The organism is Sphingobium sp. DC-2 (assembly GCF_000722555.1).
Lineage (GTDB): Bacteria > Pseudomonadota > Alphaproteobacteria > Sphingomonadales > Sphingomonadaceae > Sphingobium > Sphingobium quisquiliarum.
The window spans coordinates 72,852-95,613 of the sequence record NZ_JNAC01000165.1 but is presented as its reverse complement, the minus strand read 5'-3'; the positions used below and the strand labels follow the sequence as shown (position 1 = coordinate 95,613).

The window sequence follows — 22,762 nt, the reverse complement described above, 5'->3', positions numbered from 1 at the left end:
TGAACGGCGGTCCAGATACGAAAAGGCTCCCCAAGGTCCGGTCTGCCCGGACAGGAGGAGCCATTCCCTTCACAACGTATGGCGGCCGCAACCCTCCGGGATCGGGCCGCCAGACGTTCTTACTGCTTGCTGTCGATATAATCGATGGCATCCTTGACGGTGGCGATCTTTTCAGCCGCATCGTCAGGGATTTCCACGCCGAACTCTTCTTCGAACGCCATCACCAGCTCAACGATGTCCAGGCTGTCTGCGCCCAGATCGTCGATGAAGCTTGCGTCTTCGGTCACCTTTTCGGCTTCGACGCCCAGATGTTCGACGACGATTTTCTTAACGCGATCCGCGGTCTCACTCATGAGTGGTCCTTTTTACTGGGTATCGTTGAGGTTATGAATAACTGTTAAGGCATGCCCTAGAGCCAAGCCCCGTGCGAGGCAAGAGGCAAGAAACGATCGAAAAAGATGATTTCCGTCCCCTACGCTCGCCCGGATGGCACAATGCGGCGGCGTTGCAAAGGGACTTGGCGCTCGTCCCGCCCGCCGCAATGCACGCCGCGCGCGGTCAGATCATCGCCATGCCGCCATTGACGTGCAGCGTCTGCCCGGTGACATAGCCTGCCTCCCTGCTGGCCAGATAGACGACCGCCGCGCCGATATCCTCGCCGCTGCCCAGGCCGCCCGCCGGGATCTTCTGGAGGATCGCGGCCTTCTGCGCTTCGTTCAGCGCATCGGTCATCGCCGACCGGATGAAGCCCGGCGCGATGCAGTTCACCGTGATGCCTCGGCTCGCCAGTTCCTGGCCCAGCGACTTCGACATGCCGATGATGCCCGCCTTCGACGCGGCATAGTTGGACTGGCCCGGATTGCCCGTCACCCCCACGACCGAGGTGATGGAGATGATGCGGCCGAAACGCGCCTTCATCATCGGCTTGGCGGCGGCGCGGGCAAGGCGGAACGCGGCCTCCAGATTGACCGAGATGACGTCCGACCATTCGTCGTCCTTCATCCGCAGGATCAGGTTGTCGCGCGTGATGCCCGCATTGTTGACCAGAATGTCGATCTTGCCGCCCAGCGCGTCCACCGCCTGCGGCACCAGCGCATCCACCGCCGCCGGATCGGACAGGTTGCAAACCAGCGTCTCATGGCCCCCGCCCAGCTCCGCCGCGAAAGCCTTCAGCTTCTCCTCATTGCTCCCCGAAAGCGCCAGCCGCGCCCCCTGCCCCGCCAGCGCCCTGGCGATCGCCGACCCGATCCCCCCCGAAGCGCCCGTCACCAGCGCGGTCATGCCTGTCAGATCGAACATATCATTCTCCTTTTTGGTTCACGCGGAGGCGCGGAGACGCGGAGGGCCGATAGTCATTGACTATACGCTTCACGCCTTCCTTCAACGTCGCGCCGCCAAAGTTTATGAGCAGCCCGACAGGCTGCCGGGTCAGACGCAGATATGTCAGCAACTGCTTGCCGTGCGCGGGATTCAACCGCTCGGTCGACTTGATCTCCACCAGCAGGCGCCCGTCCACAAGCAAATCGATGCGGAATGCGGCGTCGAACCTCAGCCCGTCATACTGGATGTTCACCGGGCGCTGCCGTTCGACATGATGGCCCATGGCGGTCAGCTTGGCCGCCATGATCATCTCATAGACGCTTTCCAGCAGGCCAGGACCCAGTTCGCGATGCATTTTCAGTGCAATGTCGAGGACATCACCACTGATGCGATCGATTTCGACCAAGGCCCCTCCGCGTCTCCGCGCCTCCGCGTGAATCAGAAACTGCCGAGCGCCGCCTCGACATCATCCATCGTCACGACGCTGCGCACGGTCGCGTCGGGGGCGATGCGCTTGATCATCGGGCCCAGCACCTTGCCGCCCAGTTCGACGAAGTCCGTCACGCCCGCTTCCCACATCGCCGCCACGGATTCGCGCCAGCGGACGCGGCCCGTCACCTGCTCCACCAGCCGCAGGCGGATCTCGTCCGGGTCGGCGATCGCGCTCGCAAGCACATTGGCATAGACCGGCAGCAGCGGCGTGTTGATCTTCGCGCCCGCCAGCGCCTCTTCCATCGCATCGGCGGCGGGCTGCATCAGCGGACAGTGGAAAGGCGCGGAAACCGGCAGCAGCACGCCCCGCTTGATGCCATGATCCTTGACCATCGCCACCGCCCGCTCGATCGCGCCGCGATGGCCGGAAATGACCACCTGGCTCGGATCATTGTCATTGGCGACGGTGCACACTTCCCCTTCGGCGGCGGCATCGGCCAGAGCCTGCGCCTTGTCGATGTCCGCACCCAGCAGGGCCGCCATCGCGCCCTCGCCCACCGGCACGGCCGCCTGCATCGCCTGCCCCCGCAGCTTCAGCAGCCTGGACGTGGTGCCAATGTCGAACGCCTCCGCCGCACAGAGCGCGCTATATTCGCCCAGGCTGTGACCGGCGACGAAATCGCCCTTTTCCGCCAGCGAAAAGCCGCCTTCCTTCTGCATCACGCGCAGCGTCGCCAGAGCGTTGGCCATGATCGCGGGCTGGGCATTTTCCGTCAGCGTCAGGTCGCTTTCCGGGCCTTCCACCATGATGCGGAACAAATGCTGCGACAGGGCGTCATCGACCTCCTGAAACAGTTCCTTCGCCGCCGGGCTCGCCTCGGCCAGCGCCTTGCCCATCCCCACCGACTGGCTGCCCTGCCCCGGAAATACAAATGCCCTCATCATCCACCTTAAACCAAAGAACGCTACGGAAAGCGCCGCTTCACCAAAACCGTTACACTTTACGACATTAATGGCGTTGAGGCATGGACGTCATTTCGGCACGTTCCCATGCGTTGCCCCATCCGCTCCCGCTATGTCTGCGGGCCCCTTTAACGACGACGGAGTGCAAGGAAAAGGTGCGATATCGCATTGCCTGGATTGCCGGACCGGCGCTGACCCTGTCGGCCTGCGCGGCTGGCCCTGACTACCGGCCGCCCCAGCCTGCGGCGCTGGGCGTGCCCGCATCCTACAGCCAGGGCCCGGCCGTCCCGATCGACGAAGCCGCGCTCGCAAGCTGGTGGACGCGGCTGAACGACCCCGCGCTCGACAGCCTGATCGATCGCGCCGTCGCCAGCAACCTAGACATCGCCCAGGCGCAGGCCCGCCTTCGCCAGGCGCGGGAATCGCTGCGCCAGGCGAACGCCGCCTTCCTGCCGCAGGTGAACGGATCGGGAAATGCAGGCCGCAACTATTCCAACCGTGGCGGCGCGACGCGGGTGGATGACAATGGCAACATCATATCGGGCGGCGCCGACCGCTGGAGCAGCAGCTATACGCTGGGCGCCAACGCCAGTTGGCAGCTTGACCTGTTCGGCGAACTGTCCCGCTCCTCCGAAGCTGCCCGCGCCGATCTCGCGGCATCGGGCTATGACCTTGCCAATGTGCGCATGACGATCATCGCCGAACTGGTCACCAACTATGTGCAGGCTCGCCTCGCGCAGGAGCAGCTACGCATCGCGCGTGAGACGGAGGCGGTCCAGAAGGATAATTTCGACATCGCCGGGTGGCGCTTGCAGGCGGGTCTCGTCTCCTCGCTGGACGAACAGCAGGCCCGCGCCCAGCTTGCCCAGACCAGTGCCGCCATCCCGCAGCTTGAGGCCAGCCTGCGCGGCAGCCTCAACCGCATCGCCGTGCTGACCGGACAGGCGCCGGGCGAAGCCACCCGCGCGCTGGAAACGCCCGCGCCCATCCCCGTTCCGCCCGCCAGCATCGCGACCGGCATCCCCGCCGACACGCTGCGCCAGAGGCCGGACGTGCGATCGGCCGAACGCGCCCTGGCCGCCGCCACCGCCCGCATCGGCGTCGCCCAGGCGCAGCTTTATCCAGCCCTCGGGATCAGCGGCAATATCGGCACCAGCGCGACCGCCTTCAAAAGCCTGTTCGACGTGATCACCGGCGGCATCTTCGCCAATGTCGCGCAGGTCATATTCGACGGCGGCCGCCTCGCCTCGCAGGTCCGATCCCAGCGTGCAGCGGCGGAGGGCGCGTTCGCCGCCTATAAGCAGAATGTGCTGACCGCGCTCGAAGATGTCGAAAACGCCATCGCCTCCCTCAACAGCGCCCGCTCCCGCAAGGCGGAATTCTCCGTCGCCTTCGAAGCGTCGAACAATGCCGCGATCCTCGCGCGCAGCCAGTATCAGGCGGGCCTCATCGACTTCCAGACGCTTTCCAACAGCGAAACCACCCTTTTGAACGCGCGCAACAGCCTCGCCTCCGCCCAGGCGGATGAGGCGCTCGCCATCGCCCAGCTTTACAGCGCGCTGGGCGGCGGCTGGCAGAATATGGAAACACCGCCCGTATGAGCAACGATGTGACCAAAGATCAGGACCTCGACGATTTCCTGGGCGCAAAGCCCGCCAGGCCATGGCGCAAATGGGTCGTGCGCGGGGCGATCGGCGTCGCGCTGCTGATCCTCATCCTGCTCCTTGCCCGCTGCTTTTCCGGCGAGGACCAGCCCAACTATGCCACGCGCGAAGTACGGCGCGGCGACCTGACCGTCACCGTGTCGGCCACCGGCAACCTGAAGCCCATCAATCAGGTGGACGTGGGTTCCGAACAGTCGGGCAAGATCACCGCTGTCTATGTCGACGTCAACGATCGCGTGACGCGGGGGCAGAGGCTGGCCGAACTCGACACCCGCCGCCTTGTCGACACTGTAACGCAGAACCGGGCGCAGGTCGCGGCTTCGCAGGCCAGCGTCGCGCAGGCGCAGGCTCAGACCGCTCTCGCCAGGGCGACGCTCGACCGGCAGCTCAACGTCTACCGGCTCTCTGGCGGCCGCGTGCCCGCCAAGACCGAACTGGACGCCGCCCGCGCCGATTATCAGTCCGCGCTCGGCACGCTGCGCGCCGCGCAGGCCCAGGTCGACGTCTCGCGCGCCCAGCTTTCGACGGCGCAGACCAACCTGTCGATCGCGCAGATCGTGTCCCCGGTGACCGGCGTCGTCCTGTCCCGCGACATCGAACCGGGGCAGACCGTCGCCGCATCGCTGAACGCGCCCGTCCTCTTCACCATCGCCGAAGACCTGACGCAGATGGAAGTCGAAGTGTCGGTCGACGAAGCCGATGTGGGCCAGGTGAAGGAAGGCCAGGCCGCGACCTTCTCCGTCGACGCCTTCCCCGGACGCAGCTTCCCCGCGCGCGTGACGCGGGTGAATGTCGGCTCCAACGCTTCGGGCAGTTCCTCCTCCAGTTCGTCGAGCAGCAGCACCGCCACTTCCACCACCGGCACCGTCGTCGCCTACACCGCCGTCCTCGCGGTGGATAACAAGGACCAGATCCTCCGCCCCGGCATGACCGCCACTGCCGACATCGTGACGCAACAGCTTGCGGACGTCCTGCTCGTCCCGAACGCCGCACTGCGCTTCAAGCCCAGCGCCGATGCAGGCCAGGGCGGCGGCATCACCAGCCAGATCGTCCCCGGCCCCCGCCGCTTCCGGCGCGGCAACAACCGCCAGACCAGCTTCGGCGCGGGCAGCAGCCAGACCGTCTATGTCGTGGGAGAAGACGGCAAGCCCAAGGCGATCCAGGTCGTCGTCGGCGCCAGCGACGGCGCGCGGACGGTCATCACCAGCGGCAACCTGAAACCGGGCATGCGCGTCATCACCGGCCAACTCGCCGCCGGGCAGGAAGCGCCGCCCGAAGACCAGAATGGCGGCGGCCAGGGTCAAGGTCAGGGCAAACAGCCCCGCGACCGCAATCGTAACCCCGCTACGGACGGCCGCCCCGCCACCGCCGGACAGATCGGCAACAGCGGCAACGCAGCGCCCGAAACCGCGCCCGTCGCCCCTGCTCCGGCATCGCCGCAGGGCAGCGAAGCGCGCGGCACCGGCAGGCAGAGCGGGACCTGATCCGATGCCCGCCGATCCCATCATCTCCCTGCGCGGCGTGACGAAGGTCTATGGCTCCGGCCCCACGGCCTTCCAGGCGCTCAAGGGCATCGACCTCGACATCGCGCAGGGCGACTTCGTGGCCGTCATGGGTCCGTCCGGTTCCGGCAAGTCAACGACGATGAACATCCTCGGCTGCCTCGACGTGCCTTCGGGCGGGGAATTCCTGTTCAAGGGCCGCCATGTCGAAACGCTCGACCGCGACCAGCGCGCCCTGCTGCGCCGGCGCTATTTCGGCTTCGTCTTCCAGGGCTTCAACCTGCTTTCCCGCACCACCGCGCTGGAGAATGTGGAACTGCCCCTCCTCTATCGCGGCGAGGACAGGAAGACCCGCTATGACGCGGGCATGGCCGCGCTCGACAAGGTGGGACTCAAGGACTGGTGGGATCACACCCCGGCCGAACTGTCCGGCGGCCAGCAGCAGCGCGTCGCCATCGCCCGCGCCATCGTCACCCAGCCCGATGTGCTGCTGGCGGACGAGCCCACCGGCAACCTCGATTCGGAACGCTCCATCGAGATCATGGAGCTTCTGACCGACCTCAACCGTAACGGCGGCATCACCGTCCTCATGGTCACGCACGAGCCCGACATGGCCGCCTTCGCCCGCACCATCGTCCACTTCAAGGACGGGCTGGTGGAGCGGATCGAGGAAGGGGTGGCGGCGGCGTGATTTACCGTCCCACATCCGTTCGCCCTGAGCCTGTCGAAGGGCTCGGCCGAGCTTATCGAGGCCACTTCGCTCCGCTCAGTGCCAGGCTTCGACTTCGCTCAGCCCGAACGGAACAGAGGCAGTCAGCATCATGCTAGGCACCACCGTCATCCTCGCCTTTCGCGCGATCAACCGGCACAAGCTGCGCAGCTTCCTCACCACGCTCGGCATCATCATCGGCGTGGCGGCGGTCGTCACCATGGTGACGCTGGGCAACGGCGCGACCGCCGCCGTGCGCGAGCAGATCAGCTCGCTTGGCGCCAATGTCCTGCAACTGCGTCCCGGCCAGGGTTTCGGCCGTGGCGGTGGCGGCCCGCGCCCGCCCGACTTCAAGCCTGCCGACCTCACCGCGATCGAAAACCAGTTGACCGGCGTCCGCGCCGTGGCGCCGCTCGTCCAGTCCAGCGGCACCGCCATCTACGAAGGCAGCAACTGGTCAACCACCGTCTACGGCACCACCGCATCCTATTTCGAGGTACAAAGCTGGAAGGCCGACACTGGCCGCCTTTTCATGCCGGAGGAGGAGGAAGCCGGAAAGCCCGTCTGCATCATCGGCAACACGGTGCGCACCAACCTCTTCCAGGGCAGCGATCCTGTCGGCAAGCGCCTGCGCGTCAAGGGCGTGTCCTGTCAGGTGATCGGCGCGCTGGCCACGCGCGGACAGGGCGGCTTTGGCGATCAGGACGATGTCGTCGTCATGCCGATCAAGTTCGTGCAGCGCCGCTTCACCGGCGACCGCGACATCAGCCAGATCATGATCGCGGTGGACGACGCCTATGACACCTCCACCGTGCAGGCCAGCCTGGAGGAACTGATGCGCGACCGGCGCAAGATTAAGCCGGGCGCCGAGGATAATTTCAACGTCTTCGACACCAAGCAGATCAGCGACACGCTGACCGGCACCACCACCATCCTGACCCAGATCGTGGCTGCGGTCGCCGCCATTTCCCTGCTGGTGGGCGGCATCGGCATCATGAACATCATGCTCGTTTCCGTGACGGAGCGCACGCGCGAAATCGGCATCCGCCTCGCCATCGGCGCCGTCGCGCGCGAGGTGCTGATGCAGTTCCTGGTGGAAGCGATCGTCCTGTCCTGCCTCGGCGGGCTGATCGGCCTCTTCCTCGCGCTCATTGCCTCGGTCGCCATCGCGCCGCTGATGCAGGTGCCCTTCATCTTCGACCCGCGCGTGAACCTGATCGCCTTCCTCTTTTCGGCGGCGATCGGCGTCGTCTTCGGCTATTTCCCCGCCCGCCGGGCCGCCGCGCTCAACCCGATAGACGCCCTGCGCCACGAATAGCCCCACTCCTCCCCATCACAAGATGGGGAGGGGGAAGGGAAAAGCGCGCAACATTCCCACCTCATTACACTTTCCGACACTTCCCCCGCGCCCCGGCACATCCTTGCGACAACTGCCTCCTAAATCTGTCTTCAACGCCGCAGCAACGGCGCGAAAGTTCAAGACAAGGAGCCAAGTCATGATGATCAAGAAACTGCTGATGAGCCTCGCCGCGACCGCCATGGTGGCCAGCCCCATGCTCGCCGCCCAGGCGCAGGCCGCCCCCCACCGGGAAGTCACCCGCGTCGTAAAGCAGGGCCCGCACGGCCGCACCGTCTACAAGCAGAAGGCGGTCGTCCGCAAAAACGACCATCGCCGCTGGGCGAAGGGCCAGCGCTTCGACCGCCGCTATGCCCGCGACTACCGCGTGATCAACGACTATCGCGCCTACCGCCTCTCCTCCCCGCCGCGCGGCTATCATTGGGTCCGCTCCGGCAATGACGCGGTCCTCGTCGCCATCGCAGGGGGGATCATCGGCGCGGTGATCGGTAATGTGATCCGGTAAAGCGTCCCCCCACTCCTGCGGCGAACGCCCCGGCGAGCCAGTCTCTCCGGGGCGTTTCCTGATCCATGTCAAACATAATATGGAAAGCCTTTGCGGCTATCTTGGGCGGTTCGGGGGAGCGATGCGTTAGGAACCGGAATGTCCTTGTACCAGATCATGTATATCAGCAGCGCGGCCAGCCCCGTATCACCCGCCCAATGCGCGCAGATCGCGCAGGACGCGGCCCTACGGAACAGCCGTGACGATGTGACCGGCCTGCTTCTCTTCAACGGCAGGCGCTTCCTTCAGGTGCTTGAAGGGCCAAGGCAGAATGTCGAACGGATCTATGAGCGGATCGGCCGGGACGGCAGGCACCGCGCCCTCGTGATGCTGCGCAGGCAGGACATTGCGGCACGCGAATTCGGCGACTGGGGCATGGCCTATGACGACCCGGCGCACCCGTCCGAAAGCCTCAGGCACAAGGTCGACGCGCTGCTCGATAAGGCTGGCCCCTCCACCCGCGCGCATTTCATCGGGTCGGCGGAGATGCACCGGCCTTGACCCTTGCCAAGCGGACCCGTTTCCGCCATAGGCCCCGCTTCGCATGACGCCGGGTGACTCGGCGCCCGTGCGGATCAATGCTTGAGACGACAGCCGGAGGGGCGTTCCACATGGGGTGGGCGTCAGCGATCGGCCAACAGATGAGGCAATACCCATGGCTCTTTACGAGCATGTGTTCCTTGCGCGCCAGGATCTGGCACAGGCGCAGGTGGACGCGCTGGCGGAAACCGCCACCAAGATCGTCGAGGATAATCAGGGCAAGGTGACCAAGGTGGAAACCTGGGGCCTGCGCAGCCTCGCCTACAAGATCGCGAAGAACCGCAAGGCGCATTATGTCATGCTCAACATCGACGCCCCCGCCGGTGTCGTGGCCGAGCTGGAGCGCCAGACCCAGATCAACGAAGACGTCATCCGCTACATGACCGTCAAGGTCGATGAGCTGGAAACCGGCCCCTCCGTCATGATGCGCAAGCAGGAGCGTGGCGATCGCGGTGATCGCGGTCCCCGTGGCGGCGATCGTGGCCCGCGCGAAGATCGTGGCGACCGTGGCCCGCGCCGCGATCGCGAAGAAGCCGCCGGCGAATAAGGAGATCTGAAACATGGCACGCCCGTTTTTCCGCCGCCGCAAGAGCTGCCCCTTCGCCGCCAAGGATGCGCCGAAGATCGATTACAAGGACGTCCGTCTGCTTCAGGGCTTCGTGTCCGAACGCGGCAAGATCGTCCCCAGCCGCATCACTGCGGTGTCCGCCAAGAAGCAGCGTGAACTGGCCCAGGCCATCAAGCGCGCCCGTCATCTGGGCCTGCTGCCCTACATCGTGAAGTGAGGGAGTAATCTCCATGGAAATCATTCTCCTCGAACGGATCGAGAAGCTGGGTGCCATCGGCGACGTCGTCACCGTGAAGGACGGCTATGCCCGTAACTTCCTGCTGCCCAACAAGAAGGCGCTGCGCTCCAACGCCGCCAACAAGAAGGTCTTCGAAGCCAACCGCGCGAAGATCGAGGCGGACAACGCCGCCCGCCGCTCGGACGCCGAAAAGGCTGCCGAAGGCGTCAACGGCAAGCAGATCGTCCTGATCCGCCAGTCGTCCAACGCTGGCCACCTCTATGGTTCGGTCGCCGTTCGTGACGTGGTCGAAGCGTTGCAGGCCGAAGGCATCAGCAACGTCACCAAGTCGATGGTCGTGCTGGAACGCCCGATCAAGACGCTGGGCGTGTTCGACGTCAAGGTCGCGCTGCACCCCGAAGTCGCGGTGACCATCACCGTGAACGTCGCCCGCTCGCCGGAAGAAGCCGATCTCCAGGCCCAGGGCGTGGACGTGATGGCCGACCTGTTCGAAAAGGACGAGAGCGGCTTCACCGAAGATTACGATCCCAATGCGGAACCGGGCGAAATCGCCGCCGCAGCGGAAGAAGAAGCTCCGGCCGAAGAAGCCTGATCTTCCTTCCCGGATCGAAAAGCAGGAAAGCCGCCCCTCGCCGGGCGGCTTTTTTGTTGGGATGATCCGCCTTTAGCCGGAATGGGTAACGCTTTCGCGCCGCCTCCAATCCTCATGAGCTTGTCAATCGGAAGTGCCGGGGCCAGCGGCCCTGCGGGACAGGCGATGCATCTTCGCTCCGCCCCGTCTCACCGCAAATCCGGCGCAATGGCCGCGCGCAGGCATAGCCCGCCACGGGATTACCTCGGAAAAGTTCACCATAAGGGCTGTCAGCCGCCTAGACCTGTGGAGGATTGAAGCGAGGTGCGCTGATGCCCGGTACGAGCGTGATTCGGTCTTGGCTGTTGAACCTCTATGTTCATCGCCTTCCGCCTTTCCGTGGGAAATGGCGGCTGCTCCGGCCCTTTGCCCCGGTGCTGGACGGCACGCCGGTCCGGTCCAGCTATGGCGATGTCCATCTCGGCTTCGACGTTGGCGACCGCACCCATCTGCTCGGCCTGTCCGGCAAATATGGGGAACGGGTCGCCAATGAGGTGAAAAGCCTTCGGCCGGGCGATTGCTTCATCGATGTCGGCGCCAATTGCGGCGTTTTCAGCCTGCTCGCGGCGGAGCGTGTGGGGCCGGATGGTCTGGTCATGGCGTTCGAACCCTGTTTCGGCACTTTCACCAAGCTTGTGAGGAATATCGGCCTCAACGGCCTTGGCAACGTGCTGCCGTTCAACATGGCGCTATCCTCCCTGACCCGGCCAGACCTGCTCGACAACAGCAGCGCGGGCCATTCCGGCCGCTTCGCCATCGCCCATGCGCCGGTCGAAACGGGCGAGCGGATCATGTCCCTGTCCATCACTGACTTTCCCGGCCTGCTCGCATTTATCGATGATCGCCCGGTCACGGTGAAGATCGATGTGGAAGGGTTCGAATATGCCGCGCTCCGGGGGCTGGCGCCCATCCTCGCTCTGCCGCAGACCAGGGGCGTGGTGGTGGAGATCGACGACCGCAATCTCGGCCGCTACGGCTCCAGCGCGGAGGCCATATTCGGCCTGCTGCGCCAGCACGGCTTCACCCGCGCCGGCCCGCACGAAACGGGGCAGCATTTCGACGCCATATTCCACCGCAATCCTGCCGCCGCCCGTTTGCCAGCGCCCGCCGCTGCGCGCAGGCGGCATCGCTCCCCCGGCATCGCTGCCGCCCCGCCCGCGCGCAGAGCGCCGCGCCCTGCCTATCTTCCACGCGCCGCCGCAGCCATGCTGGCGCTCGCGACCGGCTGGTTCGCTTTCGAAAGCAAGCCCTTCGTGAAACCGGCCCAGGCGGAGGAGAATTTCGTCGAGGAAGCGCTGCAATCCTTCCAGGTCGCAGAAATGCGGCAGCATCTGCGCCGCTCCCCCGCCGCGACGTTCAACGCTGGCGAGGTCGGATCGTCGGCGCGCATAGCGCTTCCCATATTGCCCGCGGGCTGGCGCATCACCGATGTCCAGTTGTTTCCCTCCGACAGCGGGCCAAGCCTGCACATGATCATCACGAACGGGAAAAGCCGCCCCATCTCGCTTTTCGCCATCCGCGACGATCATGTCGCCCCCGCCCAGCCCGCCGTGCTCACCCGCGACGGAAAGACCGTCGCCTATTGGCAGGAGGGCGATCTCGCCTACGCGCTGATCAGCAAGAGGCGCCCCCCCGCCGAACTCGATCGCCTGGCGGAGGATATAGCGGACAACGTCACCTCCTAACTTGCTCCCGGCGGCCGCTGCCCCGCGCGCGGACGAAAAAAAGGCGCGGAAATCTGTAGGAAAATTTCCAGGAAATGGCGCTTTTCTGCGCCTTCATCGTGTCACCTTTGTCACCCTGATCCGTGCCTTGCCCCTTTCCTATTCCCCCCGACCTGATCTATGGCGGGTGCGAATTTCCCAAGGGGGAACGATAAGTTGATCCTAGACCTTGCCGCCGCGGCGTCCGGCGCCATCCATTTCGACCAGCTGGGGCTCAGCCCCGTTGCGCTCGACCTCGGCTTCTTCACGCTTAAATGGTACAGCCTCGCCTATCTCGCGGGCATCCTCGTCGGCTACTGGTATCTGCTCAAGCTCGTCGCGCAGCCCGGATCGCCCATGGCGCGGCGGCATGCCGACGACATGATCTTCTACGCGACGCTCGGCATCATCATCGGCGGGCGGCTGGCCTATGTCCTCTTCTACCAGCCGGAAATCCTCCGCAATCCGCTCGACATCTTCAAGCTGTGGAATGGCGGCATGTCCTTCCACGGCGGCGTTGTCGGCGTTTCGCTCGGCATCCTCTACATGGCGCGCAAGGAAAAGCTTAGCTGGCTGCGCATCCATGATTATGTCGCCTGCTGCGTCCCCTTCGGCCTCTTCTTCGGCCGTCTGGCCAATTTCGTGAATGGCGAACTGTGGGGCAAGGAAACCGATGTCCCCTGGGCGATCGTCTTCCCGACCGGAGGCCCCTTCCCCCGCCACCCGAGCCAGCTTTACGAAGCCGCGCTGGAAGGCCTCCTGCTGTTCCTGATCCTGGCGTTCGCCTTCTGGAAGACGCGGGCGCGCTACAAGCCGGGCATGCTGGTGGGCATTTTCCTGCTCGGCTACGGCCTCTTCCGCTTCTGCGTCGAATTTTATCGGGAAGCCGACGCGCAACTGATGGAATTCGCCGCCCGTACCGGCCTCCACATGGGTCAGTGGCTGTGCGTGCCGATGATCGTGGGCGGCCTCTATCTGATCGTCACGGCAAAAGGCCGCCGCGTGCGTGTGGAACCCATCGCGGGAAGCGCAAGTGTCAGCTGACGCGCTGACGCTTGCCCAAAGGCTCGCGCGGCAGATCGATTCCGGCGGTCCGATCACGATCGCCCATTATATGGCTGAGGCCAACCAGCATTATTACGGTACCCGCGACCCGCTGGGCGCCGCCGGGGATTTCACGACCGCCCCGGAAATCAGCCAGATGTTCGGCGAACTGGTTGGCCTCTGCCTCGCCGATGTCTGGATGCGCTCCGGCAGCCGTCCGCATTCTCTCTATGCCGAACTCGGCCCCGGACGCGGCACGCTGGCCGCCGACGCCCTTCGCGCCATGGCCAGCGTCGGCTTCACTCCCGAAGTGCGCTTTGTCGAGACCAGCCCCACCTTGCGCGAACGCCAGCAGGCGGCCGTTCCCAACGCCTGCCATTGCGATGACGTCGCCGGATTGCCGGATAATGTCCCGCTACTGGTCGTTGCCAACGAATTTTTCGATGCCCTGCCCGTTCGACAATATGTGAGAGCCGGCAATGAATGGCGCGAGAGGGTCGTGATCCGCTCCACCGTGGATGATGAGGATCATTTCCTCCCCATGCCGGGCTATCGCCGCGTTGAATCGGGCATTCCGGCGATCGCCGCCGATGCGCCGGAAGGCTCCATCCTCGAAGTGCCGATGGCGGGAGCAGCGATCGCCCTCGACCTCGCATCCCGCATCGCGCGGCAGGGCGGCGCCGCGATCATCATCGACTATGGCTATGAAGGCCCTGCGGTCGGCGACACGTTGCAGGCCGTGCGCGGGCATCGTTTCGCCGACCCCTTCGCCGATCCGGGCGAGAGCGATCTTACCACTCATGTCGACTTCACCATGATCGGCAACATGGCGCGGCAGGCGGGGTTGCGTGTGCTCGGACCGGTCGGCCAGGGCGAATTCCTGCGCCAGCTCGGCATCGACGCCCGCGCCGATCAGCTCGCGCGCACCACGCCCGCCCGCGCCGCCGATGTGGAAGCTGCGCGCCACCGCCTGACCGCTGACGACGCGATGGGCACATTGTTCAAGGTGATGGCGCTGGTGCACCCCCAATGGGTGGACCCGGCCGGATTCGAAGCGCCTGCTCAGTCTTCCTGATGGTAGCGGCTGAGCTTGCGGATGAAGCCGATCAGGCCCGTCTGGCGGCTGCGCTTCATCCGCTCGGCATGCAGAATGGTCTGGACTCGCCGGAAGCAATCGTCCGCATCGACGTTGCACAGCACATAGTCATAGCCATCCCAGTGCGCGATCTCGTTGGCGGCGCGCGACATACGGCCCTCGATCACTTCCTCGCTGTCGGTCGCCCGGCCGCGCAGACGCCTTTCCAGTTCCTGCATGGATGGCGGCAGGATGAAGACGCGCACCACGTCGCCACCGGCGATCTGGTGCAACTGCTGCGCGCCCTGCCAATCAATGTCGAACAGGACATCGCGCCCGCTTTTCAACATCGCTTCGACCGGCGCGCGCGGCGTTCCGTAGCGTTGACCGAAGACATGGGCCCATTCCAGAAACTCATGGTCCGCCGTCATCCGGCGGAACTCTTCCAGATCGACGAAATGATAATCGCGGCCCTCGACCTCCCCCGGCCGCATCGGGCGGGTGGTCGCCGATACCGACATGGCAAGGTCAGGCTCGGCCGCGAGCAGCTTGCGCGCGATCGTGGACTTGCCCGCGCCGGAGGGAGACGAAAGTACGAAGAGCACGCCGCGCCGCTTGAAATCGGGCGTTTCGGTGGGAATGCTGTCGGCCATGGCCGCTAGTGACGCCGCGCGCGGGATTTGGCAAGGGGCCGCGGAGGGGGAAAGCAATTGTCGAAAAGCAAACGGGCGCGAAACCGGCGCGGATTCCTGATCGCCGCCGCCGTGGCGCTGCTGGCCTGCGCCCTGCTGTCCCTGATGGCGCGTCCGCCAATCTGCACCTGCGGCCACATCGAATTGTGGCATGGCGCGCTCGACAGCGGCAACAGCCAGCATATCGCCGACTGGTACAGCCTCAGCCATATAATCCACGGCTTCCTCTTCTACGCCGCCGCGCGCCTGCTGATGCGCCGCCAGCCGCTGGGGCCGCGCCTTGCGCTGGCTGTGGCGATCGAATCAGCCTGGGAGATACTGGAAAACTCCCCCATCATCATCGATCGCTACCGCACTGCCACGATCGCGCTTGGCTATAGCGGCGACACCATCATCAATTCCATGAGCGATATAGGGATGATGACGCTGGGCTTCCTGTTCGCCGCCCGCGCCCCGGCCGCCGTCACCATCCTTGCCGCCATCGCGATGGAACTGGTCGCGCTCTATGTGATCCGCGACAATCTGACGCTGAACGTACTGATGCTGGCGTGGCCCATCGAGGCCGTAAAGCAATGGCAATCGGCGCTTTAGGATGCGCTGCTCTTGTCCGGCGCGGGCGCTTCGATCAGGACCTGTTCGCCGCTCTTGTCCAGCAGGGCGCGCACGGCCCGTTTGCGATCGGCCTCGCGCTTCGCCTCATAGGCCTTGCCCGCCAGATAAGCGCCCGTCACGAACAAGGCGCCCATGGGGTAACGCATGATCACCCGCTTGGCCCCGACTCCGGCGATCAGCCCGACGACGCCCTTCTTGCCCGTCGCCGCCGCGACTCGCGCGGCAACGACGGTGGCGCCCAGGCGCGCCGTCTTTCGCAGCAGCCCCGCCTTGCGCGGCGGGCGAATGGTGACAAGCGGTTGAGAGGCAAGGGGCTTCTTCTTCATGATGCGTCAATGTATCGAACCCCGCGCGGTTCCGCCACCGTCACACCATATTTTCCGGCCGCACCAATCGGTCGAACGCCGCTTCATCGACAAGACCCAGCGCCAGCCCGGCTTCCTTGAGCGTCAATCCGTTCGCATGCGCATGTTTGGCGATCTTCGCGGCATTGTCATATCCGATCTCGGGGGCAAGCGCCGTCACCAGCATCAGGGACCGGTCGACCAGTTCGGCGATGCGCCCTTCATTCGCCTCCAACCCCTCGACACAGCGCTGCGCGAAACTGTCCATTCCAACGCTCAACAGATGGATGGATCGCAGGACCGCCGCGCCGATCATCGGCTTGAAGACATTCAGCTCCAGATGCCCTTGAAGTCCGCCCACGGTCACCGCCTGATGATTGCCGATCACCTGAGCGGCGACCATGGTCAGCATCTCGCATTGGGTCGGGTTGACCTTGCCCGGCATGATCGAACTGCCCGGCTCGTTGGCGGGCAGGTCCAGCTCTCCAAGGCCCGATCGCGGCCCGCTGCCCAGCAGGCGAATGTCATTGGCGACCTTGGTGAGCGCGACCGCCAGCGTCGCCAGGGCGGAGGACAAATGCACCAGCGGGTCGTTGGATGCGAGCGCCTCGAACTTGTTGTCGGCGGTGCGGAACGGCATGCCGGTGATGGCGGCGATCTCCCTCGCCACATCCGCGCCGAAGCCATCGGGGGCATTGAGGCCGGTGCCCACCGCCGTTCCTCCCTGCGCCAGTGCCATCATCCCATGCAGCGCGGCAGGCTCTATCCGCTTGCGGCAGCGGTAAAGCTGGTGAGCGTAGCCGGAAAATTCCTGCCCTAGCGTCAGCGGAGTGGCATCCTGAAGATGCGTTCTCCCGATCTTCACGATTCCCACCCACGCCTTCGCCTTCTCGTCCAATGCGTCGTGCAGCCGGTCGAGCGCCGGGAACAATGCGCCGGTGACCGCCCGCGCCGCTGCTATGTGCAGCGCCGTGGGAAAGCTGTCGTTGGACGACTGGCTCATATTGACATGATCGTTGGGATGAACCGGCGCCTTGCCTCCGCGCTGGCCAGTCAGCGCCTCGTTGGCGATCCCGGCGATCACCTCATTGACGTTCATGTTCGACTGGGTGCCGCTGCCCGTCTGCCAGATGACCAGCGGAAACTGATCATCGTGCCGCCCCTGGATGATCTCCCGCGCGGCGGCTTCGATCGCATCGGCGATGGAGCTGTCCAGCCCGTGCAGCCGGTTCACCCGCGCCGCCGCCTGCTTCACGATGGCGAGGGCATGAACGATGCCTATGGGCATGCGTTCTTCGGCCCCGAAAGGAAAATTCTCGATACTGCGCTGTGTTTGCGCGCCCCAATAGGCATCTGCGGGCACATCGACGGGGCCGATGCTGTCGGTTTCGATACGGGTGTCAGTCAAGGCGCACTCCCCTCTTTCATCCGGGACGCGGCCAATCTGGGGAACGGACCCGCAGTCCGCCAGCCCCTATTTCTTCTTGCCGAAATCCACCGTGACGACGTTCGACCCGTCTTCGCTCTTGACCTGAGGCGCGTCATTCTCGGCCTCTTCATGCGGTTCGGGCGCTTCATCCGCCTGCACCTGAAATTGCAGGGCGAAGTTGACCGCCGGATCGACAAAGGCGGTGATGGCGGCGAACGGGATATGGAGATGGGCCGCCACCTGGTTGAAGGTCAGGCTGACGCCGAACGCGTCCTCGCTGACTTTCAGGTCCCAGAACTTGTTCTGGAGCACGATGGTCATTTCGTCGGGAAAGCGCTCGACCAGATGCCTGGGAATGTCGACGCCCACCGCCTGCGTCTTGAAGGTGATGTAGAAATGATGGTTGCCCGGCAGGCCGCCGGATCGTTCCACTTCGCCGAGCACGCGGCCGACCACGGCCCGCAGCGCCTCCTGAACGATTTCATCATAGGGAATCAGGCTGTCGGGCAGGTCTTCGCTCATGGGTGAATGTCCTAACGGCGCGACGCCGCTGGTCAAGTGCGCCCCATCATGCAACGCCACATTGCATAGAGCGCCCACTTGGGTATAGGGCGCAGCCATGCGCACGGCCGAAATTCACCGCAACACTGCGGAAACGCAGATCGACGTGACCCTCAACCTGGATGGGACGGGCGTCTATGCCGTGTCCACCGGGATCGGCTTTCTCGATCATATGATCGAACAGCTCTCGCGTCACTCGCTGATCGACATGGATGTGAAGACGGTCGGCGACCTGCATGTCGACCAGCACCACACGACCGAGGACACGGCGATCGCGATTGGTGAGGCGGTGGCAAAGGCTCTGGGCGACAAGCGCGGCATCACCCGCTACGGCAGCGTCTATTCGCCGATGGATGAAACGCTGACCCGCGTCTCGCTCGATATTTCCGGCCGCCCCTGGCTGGTGTTCAAGGCTTCCTTCACCGTCCAGCGCCTGGGCGAATGGGATACCGAGATGATCGAGCACTGGTTCCACAGCTTCGCGCAGGCCGCCGGGATCACGCTGCACGTCGAAAATCTCTACGGCAGCAACAACCACCATATCGTGGAAAGCTGCTTCAAGGGGCTTGCCCGCGCGCTGCGGCAGGCGGTGGAGATCGACCCGCGCAAGGCCGACGCCATTCCTTCGACCAAGGGGATGCTGTGACCGCGCTCGCCCTCATCGACTATGGCGCGGGCAACCTTCATTCGGTCTACAACGCCCTGCGCAAGGCGGGTGCGGACGATGTCGTCATCACCGGCGATCCCGATGCCGTAGCCAGGGCGGACCGCATCGTCCTGCCGGGCGTCGGCGCGTTCCGGGCCTGCCGCGACGCGCTGGTGGCCATCCCCGGCATGGTCGAGGCGATGAACGATGCGGTCCACGGCCATGGCACCCCCTTCCTTGGCGTCTGCGTCGGCATGCAGCTGCTCGCCGAAGCAGGCGAGGAATTCGGGCGGCATGAGGGGCTTGGCTGGATTCCCGGAACCGTTCGCCTGATCGAGCCCTCCGATCCCGCGATCAAGGTGCCGCACATGGGCTGGAACGATGTGATCCTTCAGGGATCGCCGCCGCTGCTCGCAGCCGGAGAAGCCTATTTCCTGCATAGCTATCATTTTGAAGTGACGGACCCGGCCGATGTCGCTGCGGTGACGGAGCATGGCGGCCCGCTGGTTGCCGCCGTCGCGCGCGACACGGTGATCGGTTGCCAGTTCCACCCGGAAAAGAGCCAGGCTTACGGCCTCTCCTTCCTCTCCCGCTTCCTGGAGTGGCGTCCGTGACGTTAGGCAGCTTTACGCGGGCGATCGCTCCTCTTGGCTTTTCTGGATAATAGAATGTCCCTCATCGTCTTCCCCGCTATCGACCTCAAGGCCGGACAGGTCGTGCGCCTTGCAGAAGGCGACATGGACCGCGCCACCGTCTATGGTGACGATCCCGCCGCGCAGGCGTTGCTGTTCGCCGAAGCTGGCGCCCAGCATCTCCACGTGGTCGATCTCGACGGGAGTTTCGCTGGCCGCGCGGTCAATGCGGAGGCGGTCGAGCGCATAGTGGAGGCGTTCCCCGGTCATGTGCAGCTCGGCGGCGGCATCCGCAATCGGGAAGCGGTGGAGCGCTGGTTCGACCTTGGCGTGTCCCGCATCGTCATCGGCACCGCTGCGCTCAAGGACCCGGAGTTCGTCAAAGCCGCCGCGCGCGACTTTCCCGGCGGCATCGTCGTCGCCGTCGATGCGCGGGATGGCTTTGTCGCGACGGACGGCTGGGCGGAAAAGTCCGACATGCCCGTGGCCGACCTTGCGCGCCGCTTCGAGGATGCGGGCGTCGCCAGCCTGCTGTTCACCGACGTCGGCCGCGACGGCTTGCTGAAAGGCTGCAACATCGATGCGACCGTTGACTTGGCGCGGGCCACGGACATCCCGGTGATCGCCAGCGGCGGCGTTGCTGGCATTGCCGATATTCGCGTGCTCAGCCTGCATGCCGACGAGGGAATTGAAGGCGTGATCACCGGCCGCGCGCTCTATGACGGCCGGCTGGATCTCAAGACCGCCCTGTCGATCGCAAAGGCGGCAGCGTGACCGGCTTCTCCACCGCCTGCTGCTGGAAGAAGGCGCTCCGATGACAGTCCGCACCCGCGTCATCCCCTGCCTGGACGTCGCCAACGGCCGCGTGGTCAAGGGCGTCAATTTCGTGGACCTGCGCGACGCTGGCGATCCGGTGGAGCAGGCGCGCGTCTATGACGCGGCCGGGGCGGATGAACTCTGCTTCCTCGACATCACCGCCACCCATGAAGCGCGCGGCACCATATTGGATGTGGTCCGCCGCACGGCCGAAGTCTGCTTCATGCCTGTGACAGTCGGTGGAGGCGTTCGCAGCCCGGACGATGCGCGCGCCCTGCTGCTCGCCGGAGCGGACAAGGTGGCGGTCAACAGCGCCGCCGTATCCCGGCCCGAAGTCGTCGCCGACATCGCCGATCGCTTCGGCAGCCAGTGCGTCGTCGGATCGGTCGATGCGCGGCGCGTGGCCGCGAACCGTTGGGAAATCTTCACCCATGGCGGCCGCAAGCCGACCGGCATCGATGCGGTGGAACATGCGATCCGCCTGGCGGAGCTTGGCGCTGGCGAGTTGCTGGTCACGTCGATGGACGGCGACGGGACGAAGGCGGGATACGACCTTGCCCTTACCCGCACCATTGCCGATGCGGTATCGATCCCCGTCATCGCAAGCGGCGGCGTGGGAACGCTCCAGCATCTGGTCGAAGGCGTGATCGAAGGCCATGCGAGCGCGGTCTTGGCCGCGTCCATCTTCCATTTCGGCCAGCATACGGTGGCGGAAGCGCATGCGGCGCTGGCCGCCGCAGGCGTTCCGGTCCGCAGGAGTTGACCAACTTTCGGTTGACGCCCCCACGCGACTGAGGCTTTGAAAGACGCCATGCGCTCAACCCTGTCCGATCTCGAAAAGACCATCCATCAACGGCGGACCGCCGACCCCGGCCAATCCTATGTGGCGAAGCTGACGGGCCGTGGCCGTGCCAAGATCGCGCAGAAGGTCGGCGAAGAAGCGGTGGAGGCGGTTATCGCCGCCATGGCTGCCGACCGTGAGGGTCTGATCGGTGAAAGCGCCGACCTGCTGTTCCACCTGCTCATCCTGCTTGCCGATCTGGACGTTCCGTTCGATGCCGTGCTGGACGAACTGGACCGGCGCGAAGGCGTTTCGGGGATTGCTGAAAAGGCTGCGCGCGCGAGCGACCAAGCCTAGCGCCGGAAATATTCCGGCTCCGCAGCGTTCCTCCTGTCACATCGATAACAGGGACAGGAGCGTATATGGTCAGGTCGATCGCAGGCGGCGTAGTGGGCGGCATCGCCATGTACATCATCGGCTTCATATTCTGGGGCACGCCGCTGAGCGCCCTCGCCTATCATCGCGCCGATGGACAGGCGAGCGCCAACCTCCAGGCGGCGCTGGCGCAGGCGCTCACTCCCAATGGCACGGGCGTCTATGTCATCCCCGATCCGGCGACCGCACAGGGCACCATACTTTACGGCAGGGGGCCGGTCGCCACCGTCTTCTATAATAGCAGCGGCTTTCCCGTCACTGACAGCGCGGCGCTGATCGGCGGGTTCATCCTGGCGCTCGCGGTCGGCATATTGATCGCCCTTGCGCTGCGCTTCGTCGCCGCCGACTTCGGCAGCCGCGCGCGCCTGACCATCCTGTTCGCCATCGCGGCCGTGCTATGGCTGCATATCGGACAGTCGGTCTTCAACCATGCGCCGTGGGGCTACATGCTCTATCTGGCGTTCAGCGATTTCGTCGCGCTCGCCGCCGCCGGTTTGATCGCCGCCAGGGTGATGGGTCACAGGCAGGAGGCAGTCGTGCCTCCTTCGACCATGCACTGACCGGCTCCGCGCCATGCTCCGGCTCATGCGGGGGCATGGCGCAGGCATTCCTCCGCCAGCCGGACCATGCAGGCCGCATGCCGCCGCGCGATCGCCATGCGGTCAGCGCCATAGCCGCCGCCCATGGTGCTGGCGACGGGAATGGCGCGCAGCCTCGCCTCCAGCATCACCGCGCGATCCCTCTGCTCAAGCCCATGATCGGTCAGCGACAGACGGCCCAGACGATCCTCCCCATGCGCGTCCACGCCCGCCTGATAGAGGATGAGATCGGGCGCGAACGCGTCCAGCACCTTGGGCAATACGCCCGTCAGCGCCTCCATATAGCTATCGTCATCCGTCCCATCGGCAAGTGGAATGTCCAGCGACGACCGCGCCTTTCGCACCGGGAAATTCTTTTCGGCGTGAATGGACAGGGTGAAGACATCATCCCTGCCCGCCATCAACTGTGCGGTCCCGTCACCCTGATGCACATCAAGGTCCAATATGAGGATGCGCCGCGCGTCAGCCTCCGCGATCAGCCGGTCGGCCGCGATGGCCAGGTCATTGAACACGCAATATCCAGCGCCGCTGTCATACAGCGCGTGATGGCTTCCGCCCGCCGCATTGGCCGCATAGCCATGCGCCAGCGCCAGCTTCGCCGCCAGCCATGTGCCGCCGGGCGACAGAAGCGAGCGGCGCCTGACATGCGCGGTGACCGGAAAGCCGATGCGGCGCTCCTTGTCGCGCGGGACGTTCAGCGCCATCACTTCCGCCACATAGCCAGGATCGTGCACCGCCTCGATCCATGGCAGCGGCATGGGGGCAGGTTCATGGACCAGAAACGCCGCTCCGCTTTGCGCGAGCGCCTCCATCACCAGCCCATATTTGTCGAAGCGGAAACTGCTTCCCGCTGTTGCCGCAGAGACATAGGCGGGATGGTGAACGACATGCAGCATCATATTTTTCCGCAAAGGCGAGTTTGAAG

At 65.0% G+C, this 22,762-nt stretch carries 28 protein-coding genes; 19 read left to right on the top strand and 9 right to left on the bottom strand.

Features of this window, described 5'->3' with window-relative positions; genetic code table 11:
- Positions 1 to 119 precede the first annotated feature (119 nt).
- The 4 genes from ET21_RS0124450 to fabD form a co-directional block, all read right to left on the bottom strand.
- Positions 120 to 353, bottom strand: coding sequence for an acyl carrier protein (locus ET21_RS0124450; RefSeq protein ID WP_007689016.1), 234 nt, complete (start codon positions 351 to 353; stop codon positions 120 to 122).
- A 205-nt stretch (positions 354 to 558) separates the two neighbouring features.
- On the bottom strand, positions 559 to 1,299 hold the full coding sequence (fabG, locus tag ET21_RS0124445) for a 3-oxoacyl-[acyl-carrier-protein] reductase (protein ID WP_030541723.1): 741 nt from the start codon (positions 1,297 to 1,299) through the stop codon (positions 559 to 561).
- 1 nt (position 1,300) lies between these two features.
- Positions 1,301 to 1,726: a GxxExxY protein gene (locus ET21_RS0124440; protein WP_030541722.1), complete on the bottom strand. Its 426-nt coding sequence runs from the start codon at positions 1,724 to 1,726 to the stop codon at positions 1,301 to 1,303.
- A 32-nt stretch (positions 1,727 to 1,758) separates the two neighbouring features.
- The gene (gene fabD, locus ET21_RS0124435) at positions 1,759 to 2,694 is read right to left on the bottom strand and encodes an ACP S-malonyltransferase (protein WP_030541721.1); all 936 of its coding nucleotides are present in this window, start codon (positions 2,692 to 2,694) and stop codon (positions 1,759 to 1,761) included.
- Between the two features lie 176 nt (positions 2,695 to 2,870).
- On the opposite strand from fabD, the gene ET21_RS0124430 reads away from it, so the two are divergent.
- The 12 genes from ET21_RS0124430 (at position 2,871) to ET21_RS0124370 (ending at position 14,290) form a co-directional block, all read left to right on the top strand.
- Positions 2,871 to 4,316: an efflux transporter outer membrane subunit gene (locus tag ET21_RS0124430; RefSeq protein WP_030541720.1), complete on the top strand. Its 1,446-nt coding sequence runs from the start codon at positions 2,871 to 2,873 to the stop codon at positions 4,314 to 4,316.
- Positions 4,313 to 5,863: an efflux RND transporter periplasmic adaptor subunit gene (locus ET21_RS0124425; RefSeq protein WP_030541719.1), complete on the top strand. Its 1,551-nt coding sequence runs from the start codon at positions 4,313 to 4,315 to the stop codon at positions 5,861 to 5,863. Before ET21_RS0124430 ends, ET21_RS0124425 begins: the two co-directional genes overlap by 4 nt.
- A gap of 4 nt (positions 5,864 to 5,867) precedes the next feature.
- Positions 5,868 to 6,572 (top strand): ABC transporter ATP-binding protein, encoded by a 705-nt coding sequence (locus ET21_RS0124420; protein WP_021237991.1) that lies wholly within the window; start codon positions 5,868 to 5,870, stop codon positions 6,570 to 6,572.
- A 130-nt stretch (positions 6,573 to 6,702) separates the two neighbouring features.
- A complete protein-coding gene (locus ET21_RS0124415) occupies positions 6,703 to 7,908 on the top strand; it encodes an ABC transporter permease (RefSeq protein WP_021237990.1) in 1,206 nt (401 codons plus the stop codon).
- A 181-nt stretch (positions 7,909 to 8,089) separates the two neighbouring features.
- Entirely contained in the window at positions 8,090 to 8,452 is a 363-nt protein-coding gene (locus tag ET21_RS0124410) for an RcnB family protein (protein ID WP_030541718.1), read from the top strand.
- 138 nt (positions 8,453 to 8,590) lie between these two features.
- Positions 8,591 to 8,992, top strand: a complete 402-nt coding sequence (locus ET21_RS0124405) for a BLUF domain-containing protein (protein ID WP_223308153.1) — start codon at positions 8,591 to 8,593, stop codon at positions 8,990 to 8,992.
- Positions 8,993 to 9,146: 154 nt separating this feature from the next.
- Entirely contained in the window at positions 9,147 to 9,578 is a 432-nt protein-coding gene (gene rpsF, locus ET21_RS0124400) for a 30S ribosomal protein S6 (RefSeq protein ID WP_021237987.1), read from the top strand.
- A gap of 13 nt (positions 9,579 to 9,591) precedes the next feature.
- Positions 9,592 to 9,816: a 30S ribosomal protein S18 gene (rpsR, locus tag ET21_RS0124395; RefSeq protein ID WP_004212076.1), complete on the top strand. Its 225-nt coding sequence runs from the start codon at positions 9,592 to 9,594 to the stop codon at positions 9,814 to 9,816.
- Positions 9,817 to 9,829: 13 nt separating this feature from the next.
- Positions 9,830 to 10,429 (top strand): 50S ribosomal protein L9, encoded by a 600-nt coding sequence (gene rplI / locus ET21_RS0124390; protein WP_021237986.1) that lies wholly within the window; start codon positions 9,830 to 9,832, stop codon positions 10,427 to 10,429.
- Positions 10,430 to 10,740: 311 nt separating this feature from the next.
- On the top strand, positions 10,741 to 12,153 hold the full coding sequence (locus ET21_RS26810) for an FkbM family methyltransferase (protein ID WP_051585599.1): 1,413 nt from the start codon (positions 10,741 to 10,743) through the stop codon (positions 12,151 to 12,153).
- 159 nt (positions 12,154 to 12,312) lie between these two features.
- Complete coding sequence (gene lgt, locus ET21_RS0124375) at positions 12,313 to 13,215, top strand: prolipoprotein diacylglyceryl transferase (protein ID WP_021237984.1); 903 nt, start codon at positions 12,313 to 12,315, stop codon at positions 13,213 to 13,215.
- Entirely contained in the window at positions 13,205 to 14,290 is a 1,086-nt protein-coding gene (locus ET21_RS0124370; protein ID WP_030541715.1) for a class I SAM-dependent methyltransferase, read from the top strand. Before lgt ends, ET21_RS0124370 begins: the two co-directional genes overlap by 11 nt.
- On the opposite strand, the gene gmk is transcribed toward ET21_RS0124370, so the two are convergent.
- Positions 14,278 to 14,943: a guanylate kinase gene (gmk, locus tag ET21_RS0124365; protein WP_021237982.1), complete on the bottom strand. Its 666-nt coding sequence runs from the start codon at positions 14,941 to 14,943 to the stop codon at positions 14,278 to 14,280. The genes ET21_RS0124370 and gmk overlap by 13 nt on opposite strands.
- A 57-nt stretch (positions 14,944 to 15,000) precedes the next feature.
- Between gmk and ET21_RS0124360 the strand changes: the two genes are divergently transcribed.
- The gene (locus ET21_RS0124360) at positions 15,001 to 15,573 is read left to right on the top strand and encodes a DUF2585 domain-containing protein (RefSeq protein ID WP_030541714.1); all 573 of its coding nucleotides are present in this window, start codon (positions 15,001 to 15,003) and stop codon (positions 15,571 to 15,573) included.
- Here ET21_RS0124360 and ET21_RS0124355 read toward each other — a convergent pair.
- From ET21_RS0124355 to ET21_RS0124345, 3 genes are all read right to left on the bottom strand, one after another.
- Positions 15,570 to 15,920, bottom strand: a complete 351-nt coding sequence (locus tag ET21_RS0124355; RefSeq protein WP_030541713.1) for a hypothetical protein — start codon at positions 15,918 to 15,920, stop codon at positions 15,570 to 15,572. The two genes, ET21_RS0124360 and ET21_RS0124355, sit on opposite strands and share 4 nt — an antisense overlap.
- Before the next feature lie 40 nt (positions 15,921 to 15,960).
- Entirely contained in the window at positions 15,961 to 17,346 is a 1,386-nt protein-coding gene (fumC, locus tag ET21_RS0124350; RefSeq protein ID WP_030541712.1) for a class II fumarate hydratase, read from the bottom strand.
- A 66-nt stretch (positions 17,347 to 17,412) separates the two neighbouring features.
- Entirely contained in the window at positions 17,413 to 17,889 is a 477-nt protein-coding gene (locus ET21_RS0124345; protein WP_021237978.1) for an SspB family protein, read from the bottom strand.
- 97 nt (positions 17,890 to 17,986) lie between these two features.
- Between ET21_RS0124345 and hisB the strand changes: the two genes are divergently transcribed.
- From hisB to ET21_RS0124315, 6 genes are all read left to right on the top strand, one after another.
- Entirely contained in the window at positions 17,987 to 18,574 is a 588-nt protein-coding gene (gene hisB / locus ET21_RS0124340) for an imidazoleglycerol-phosphate dehydratase HisB (protein ID WP_021237977.1), read from the top strand.
- Positions 18,571 to 19,188 (top strand): imidazole glycerol phosphate synthase subunit HisH, encoded by a 618-nt coding sequence (gene hisH, locus ET21_RS0124335; RefSeq protein WP_021237976.1) that lies wholly within the window; start codon positions 18,571 to 18,573, stop codon positions 19,186 to 19,188. The genes hisB and hisH overlap by 4 nt, the downstream gene beginning before the upstream one ends.
- A gap of 54 nt (positions 19,189 to 19,242) precedes the next feature.
- A complete protein-coding gene (hisA, locus tag ET21_RS0124330; protein ID WP_030541711.1) occupies positions 19,243 to 19,980 on the top strand; it encodes a 1-(5-phosphoribosyl)-5-[(5-phosphoribosylamino)methylideneamino]imidazole-4-carboxamide isomerase in 738 nt (245 codons plus the stop codon).
- A 40-nt stretch (positions 19,981 to 20,020) separates the two neighbouring features.
- Positions 20,021 to 20,785 carry an imidazole glycerol phosphate synthase subunit HisF gene (gene hisF / locus ET21_RS0124325; protein WP_030541710.1) on the top strand — a complete coding sequence of 255 codons (765 nt, stop codon included), beginning with the start codon at positions 20,021 to 20,023 and terminating at the stop codon, positions 20,783 to 20,785.
- A gap of 48 nt (positions 20,786 to 20,833) precedes the next feature.
- Entirely contained in the window at positions 20,834 to 21,160 is a 327-nt protein-coding gene (locus ET21_RS0124320; protein ID WP_021237973.1) for a phosphoribosyl-ATP diphosphatase, read from the top strand.
- A gap of 65 nt (positions 21,161 to 21,225) precedes the next feature.
- Positions 21,226 to 21,798, top strand: a complete 573-nt coding sequence (locus tag ET21_RS0124315; protein ID WP_030541709.1) for a hypothetical protein — start codon at positions 21,226 to 21,228, stop codon at positions 21,796 to 21,798.
- A 23-nt stretch (positions 21,799 to 21,821) separates the two neighbouring features.
- Here the strand turns inward: ET21_RS0124315 and ET21_RS0124310 are convergent, their stop codons facing one another.
- Positions 21,822 to 22,733: a histone deacetylase gene (locus ET21_RS0124310; RefSeq protein WP_030541708.1), complete on the bottom strand. Its 912-nt coding sequence runs from the start codon at positions 22,731 to 22,733 to the stop codon at positions 21,822 to 21,824.
- Positions 22,734 to 22,762: the final 29 nt, after the last annotated feature.

Excerpts from the sequence above, each read along its gene's own strand:
- ET21_RS0124425 (WP_030541719.1), top strand. The coding sequence starts at position 4,313 with ATGAGCAACGATGTGACCAAAGATCAGGACCTCGACGATTTCCTGGGC.
- gmk (WP_021237982.1), bottom strand. The coding sequence starts at position 14,943 with ATGGCCGACAGCATTCCCACCGAAACGCCCGATTTCAAGCGGCGCGGC.
- hisB (WP_021237977.1), top strand. The coding sequence starts at position 17,987 with ATGCGCACGGCCGAAATTCACCGCAACACTGCGGAAACGCAGATCGAC.
- ET21_RS0124450 (WP_007689016.1), bottom strand. The coding sequence starts at position 353 with ATGAGTGAGACCGCGGATCGCGTTAAGAAAATCGTCGTCGAACATCTG.
- ET21_RS0124405 (WP_223308153.1), top strand. The coding sequence starts at position 8,591 with ATGTCCTTGTACCAGATCATGTATATCAGCAGCGCGGCCAGCCCCGTA.
- rpsR (WP_004212076.1), top strand. The coding sequence starts at position 9,592 with ATGGCACGCCCGTTTTTCCGCCGCCGCAAGAGCTGCCCCTTCGCCGCC.
- lgt (WP_021237984.1), top strand. The coding sequence starts at position 12,313 with ATGGCGGGTGCGAATTTCCCAAGGGGGAACGATAAGTTGATCCTAGAC.
- ET21_RS0124420 (WP_021237991.1), top strand. The coding sequence starts at position 5,868 with ATGCCCGCCGATCCCATCATCTCCCTGCGCGGCGTGACGAAGGTCTAT.
- ET21_RS0124410 (WP_030541718.1), top strand. The coding sequence starts at position 8,090 with ATGATCAAGAAACTGCTGATGAGCCTCGCCGCGACCGCCATGGTGGCC.
- ET21_RS0124315 (WP_030541709.1), top strand. The coding sequence starts at position 21,226 with ATGGTCAGGTCGATCGCAGGCGGCGTAGTGGGCGGCATCGCCATGTAC.
- ET21_RS0124345 (WP_021237978.1), bottom strand. The coding sequence starts at position 17,889 with ATGAGCGAAGACCTGCCCGACAGCCTGATTCCCTATGATGAAATCGTT.
- ET21_RS0124415 (WP_021237990.1), top strand. The coding sequence starts at position 6,703 with ATGCTAGGCACCACCGTCATCCTCGCCTTTCGCGCGATCAACCGGCAC.
- ET21_RS26810 (WP_051585599.1), top strand. The coding sequence starts at position 10,741 with ATGCCCGGTACGAGCGTGATTCGGTCTTGGCTGTTGAACCTCTATGTT.
- fabG (WP_030541723.1), bottom strand. The coding sequence starts at position 1,299 with ATGTTCGATCTGACAGGCATGACCGCGCTGGTGACGGGCGCTTCGGGG.
- fabD (WP_030541721.1), bottom strand. The coding sequence starts at position 2,694 with ATGAGGGCATTTGTATTTCCGGGGCAGGGCAGCCAGTCGGTGGGGATG.
- rplI (WP_021237986.1), top strand. The coding sequence starts at position 9,830 with ATGGAAATCATTCTCCTCGAACGGATCGAGAAGCTGGGTGCCATCGGC.
- hisF (WP_030541710.1), top strand. The coding sequence starts at position 20,021 with ATGACAGTCCGCACCCGCGTCATCCCCTGCCTGGACGTCGCCAACGGC.
- ET21_RS0124310 (WP_030541708.1), bottom strand. The coding sequence starts at position 22,733 with ATGCTGCATGTCGTTCACCATCCCGCCTATGTCTCTGCGGCAACAGCG.
- ET21_RS0124355 (WP_030541713.1), bottom strand. The coding sequence starts at position 15,920 with ATGAAGAAGAAGCCCCTTGCCTCTCAACCGCTTGTCACCATTCGCCCG.
- rpsF (WP_021237987.1), top strand. The coding sequence starts at position 9,147 with ATGGCTCTTTACGAGCATGTGTTCCTTGCGCGCCAGGATCTGGCACAG.
- ET21_RS0124320 (WP_021237973.1), top strand. The coding sequence starts at position 20,834 with ATGCGCTCAACCCTGTCCGATCTCGAAAAGACCATCCATCAACGGCGG.
- hisA (WP_030541711.1), top strand. The coding sequence starts at position 19,243 with ATGTCCCTCATCGTCTTCCCCGCTATCGACCTCAAGGCCGGACAGGTC.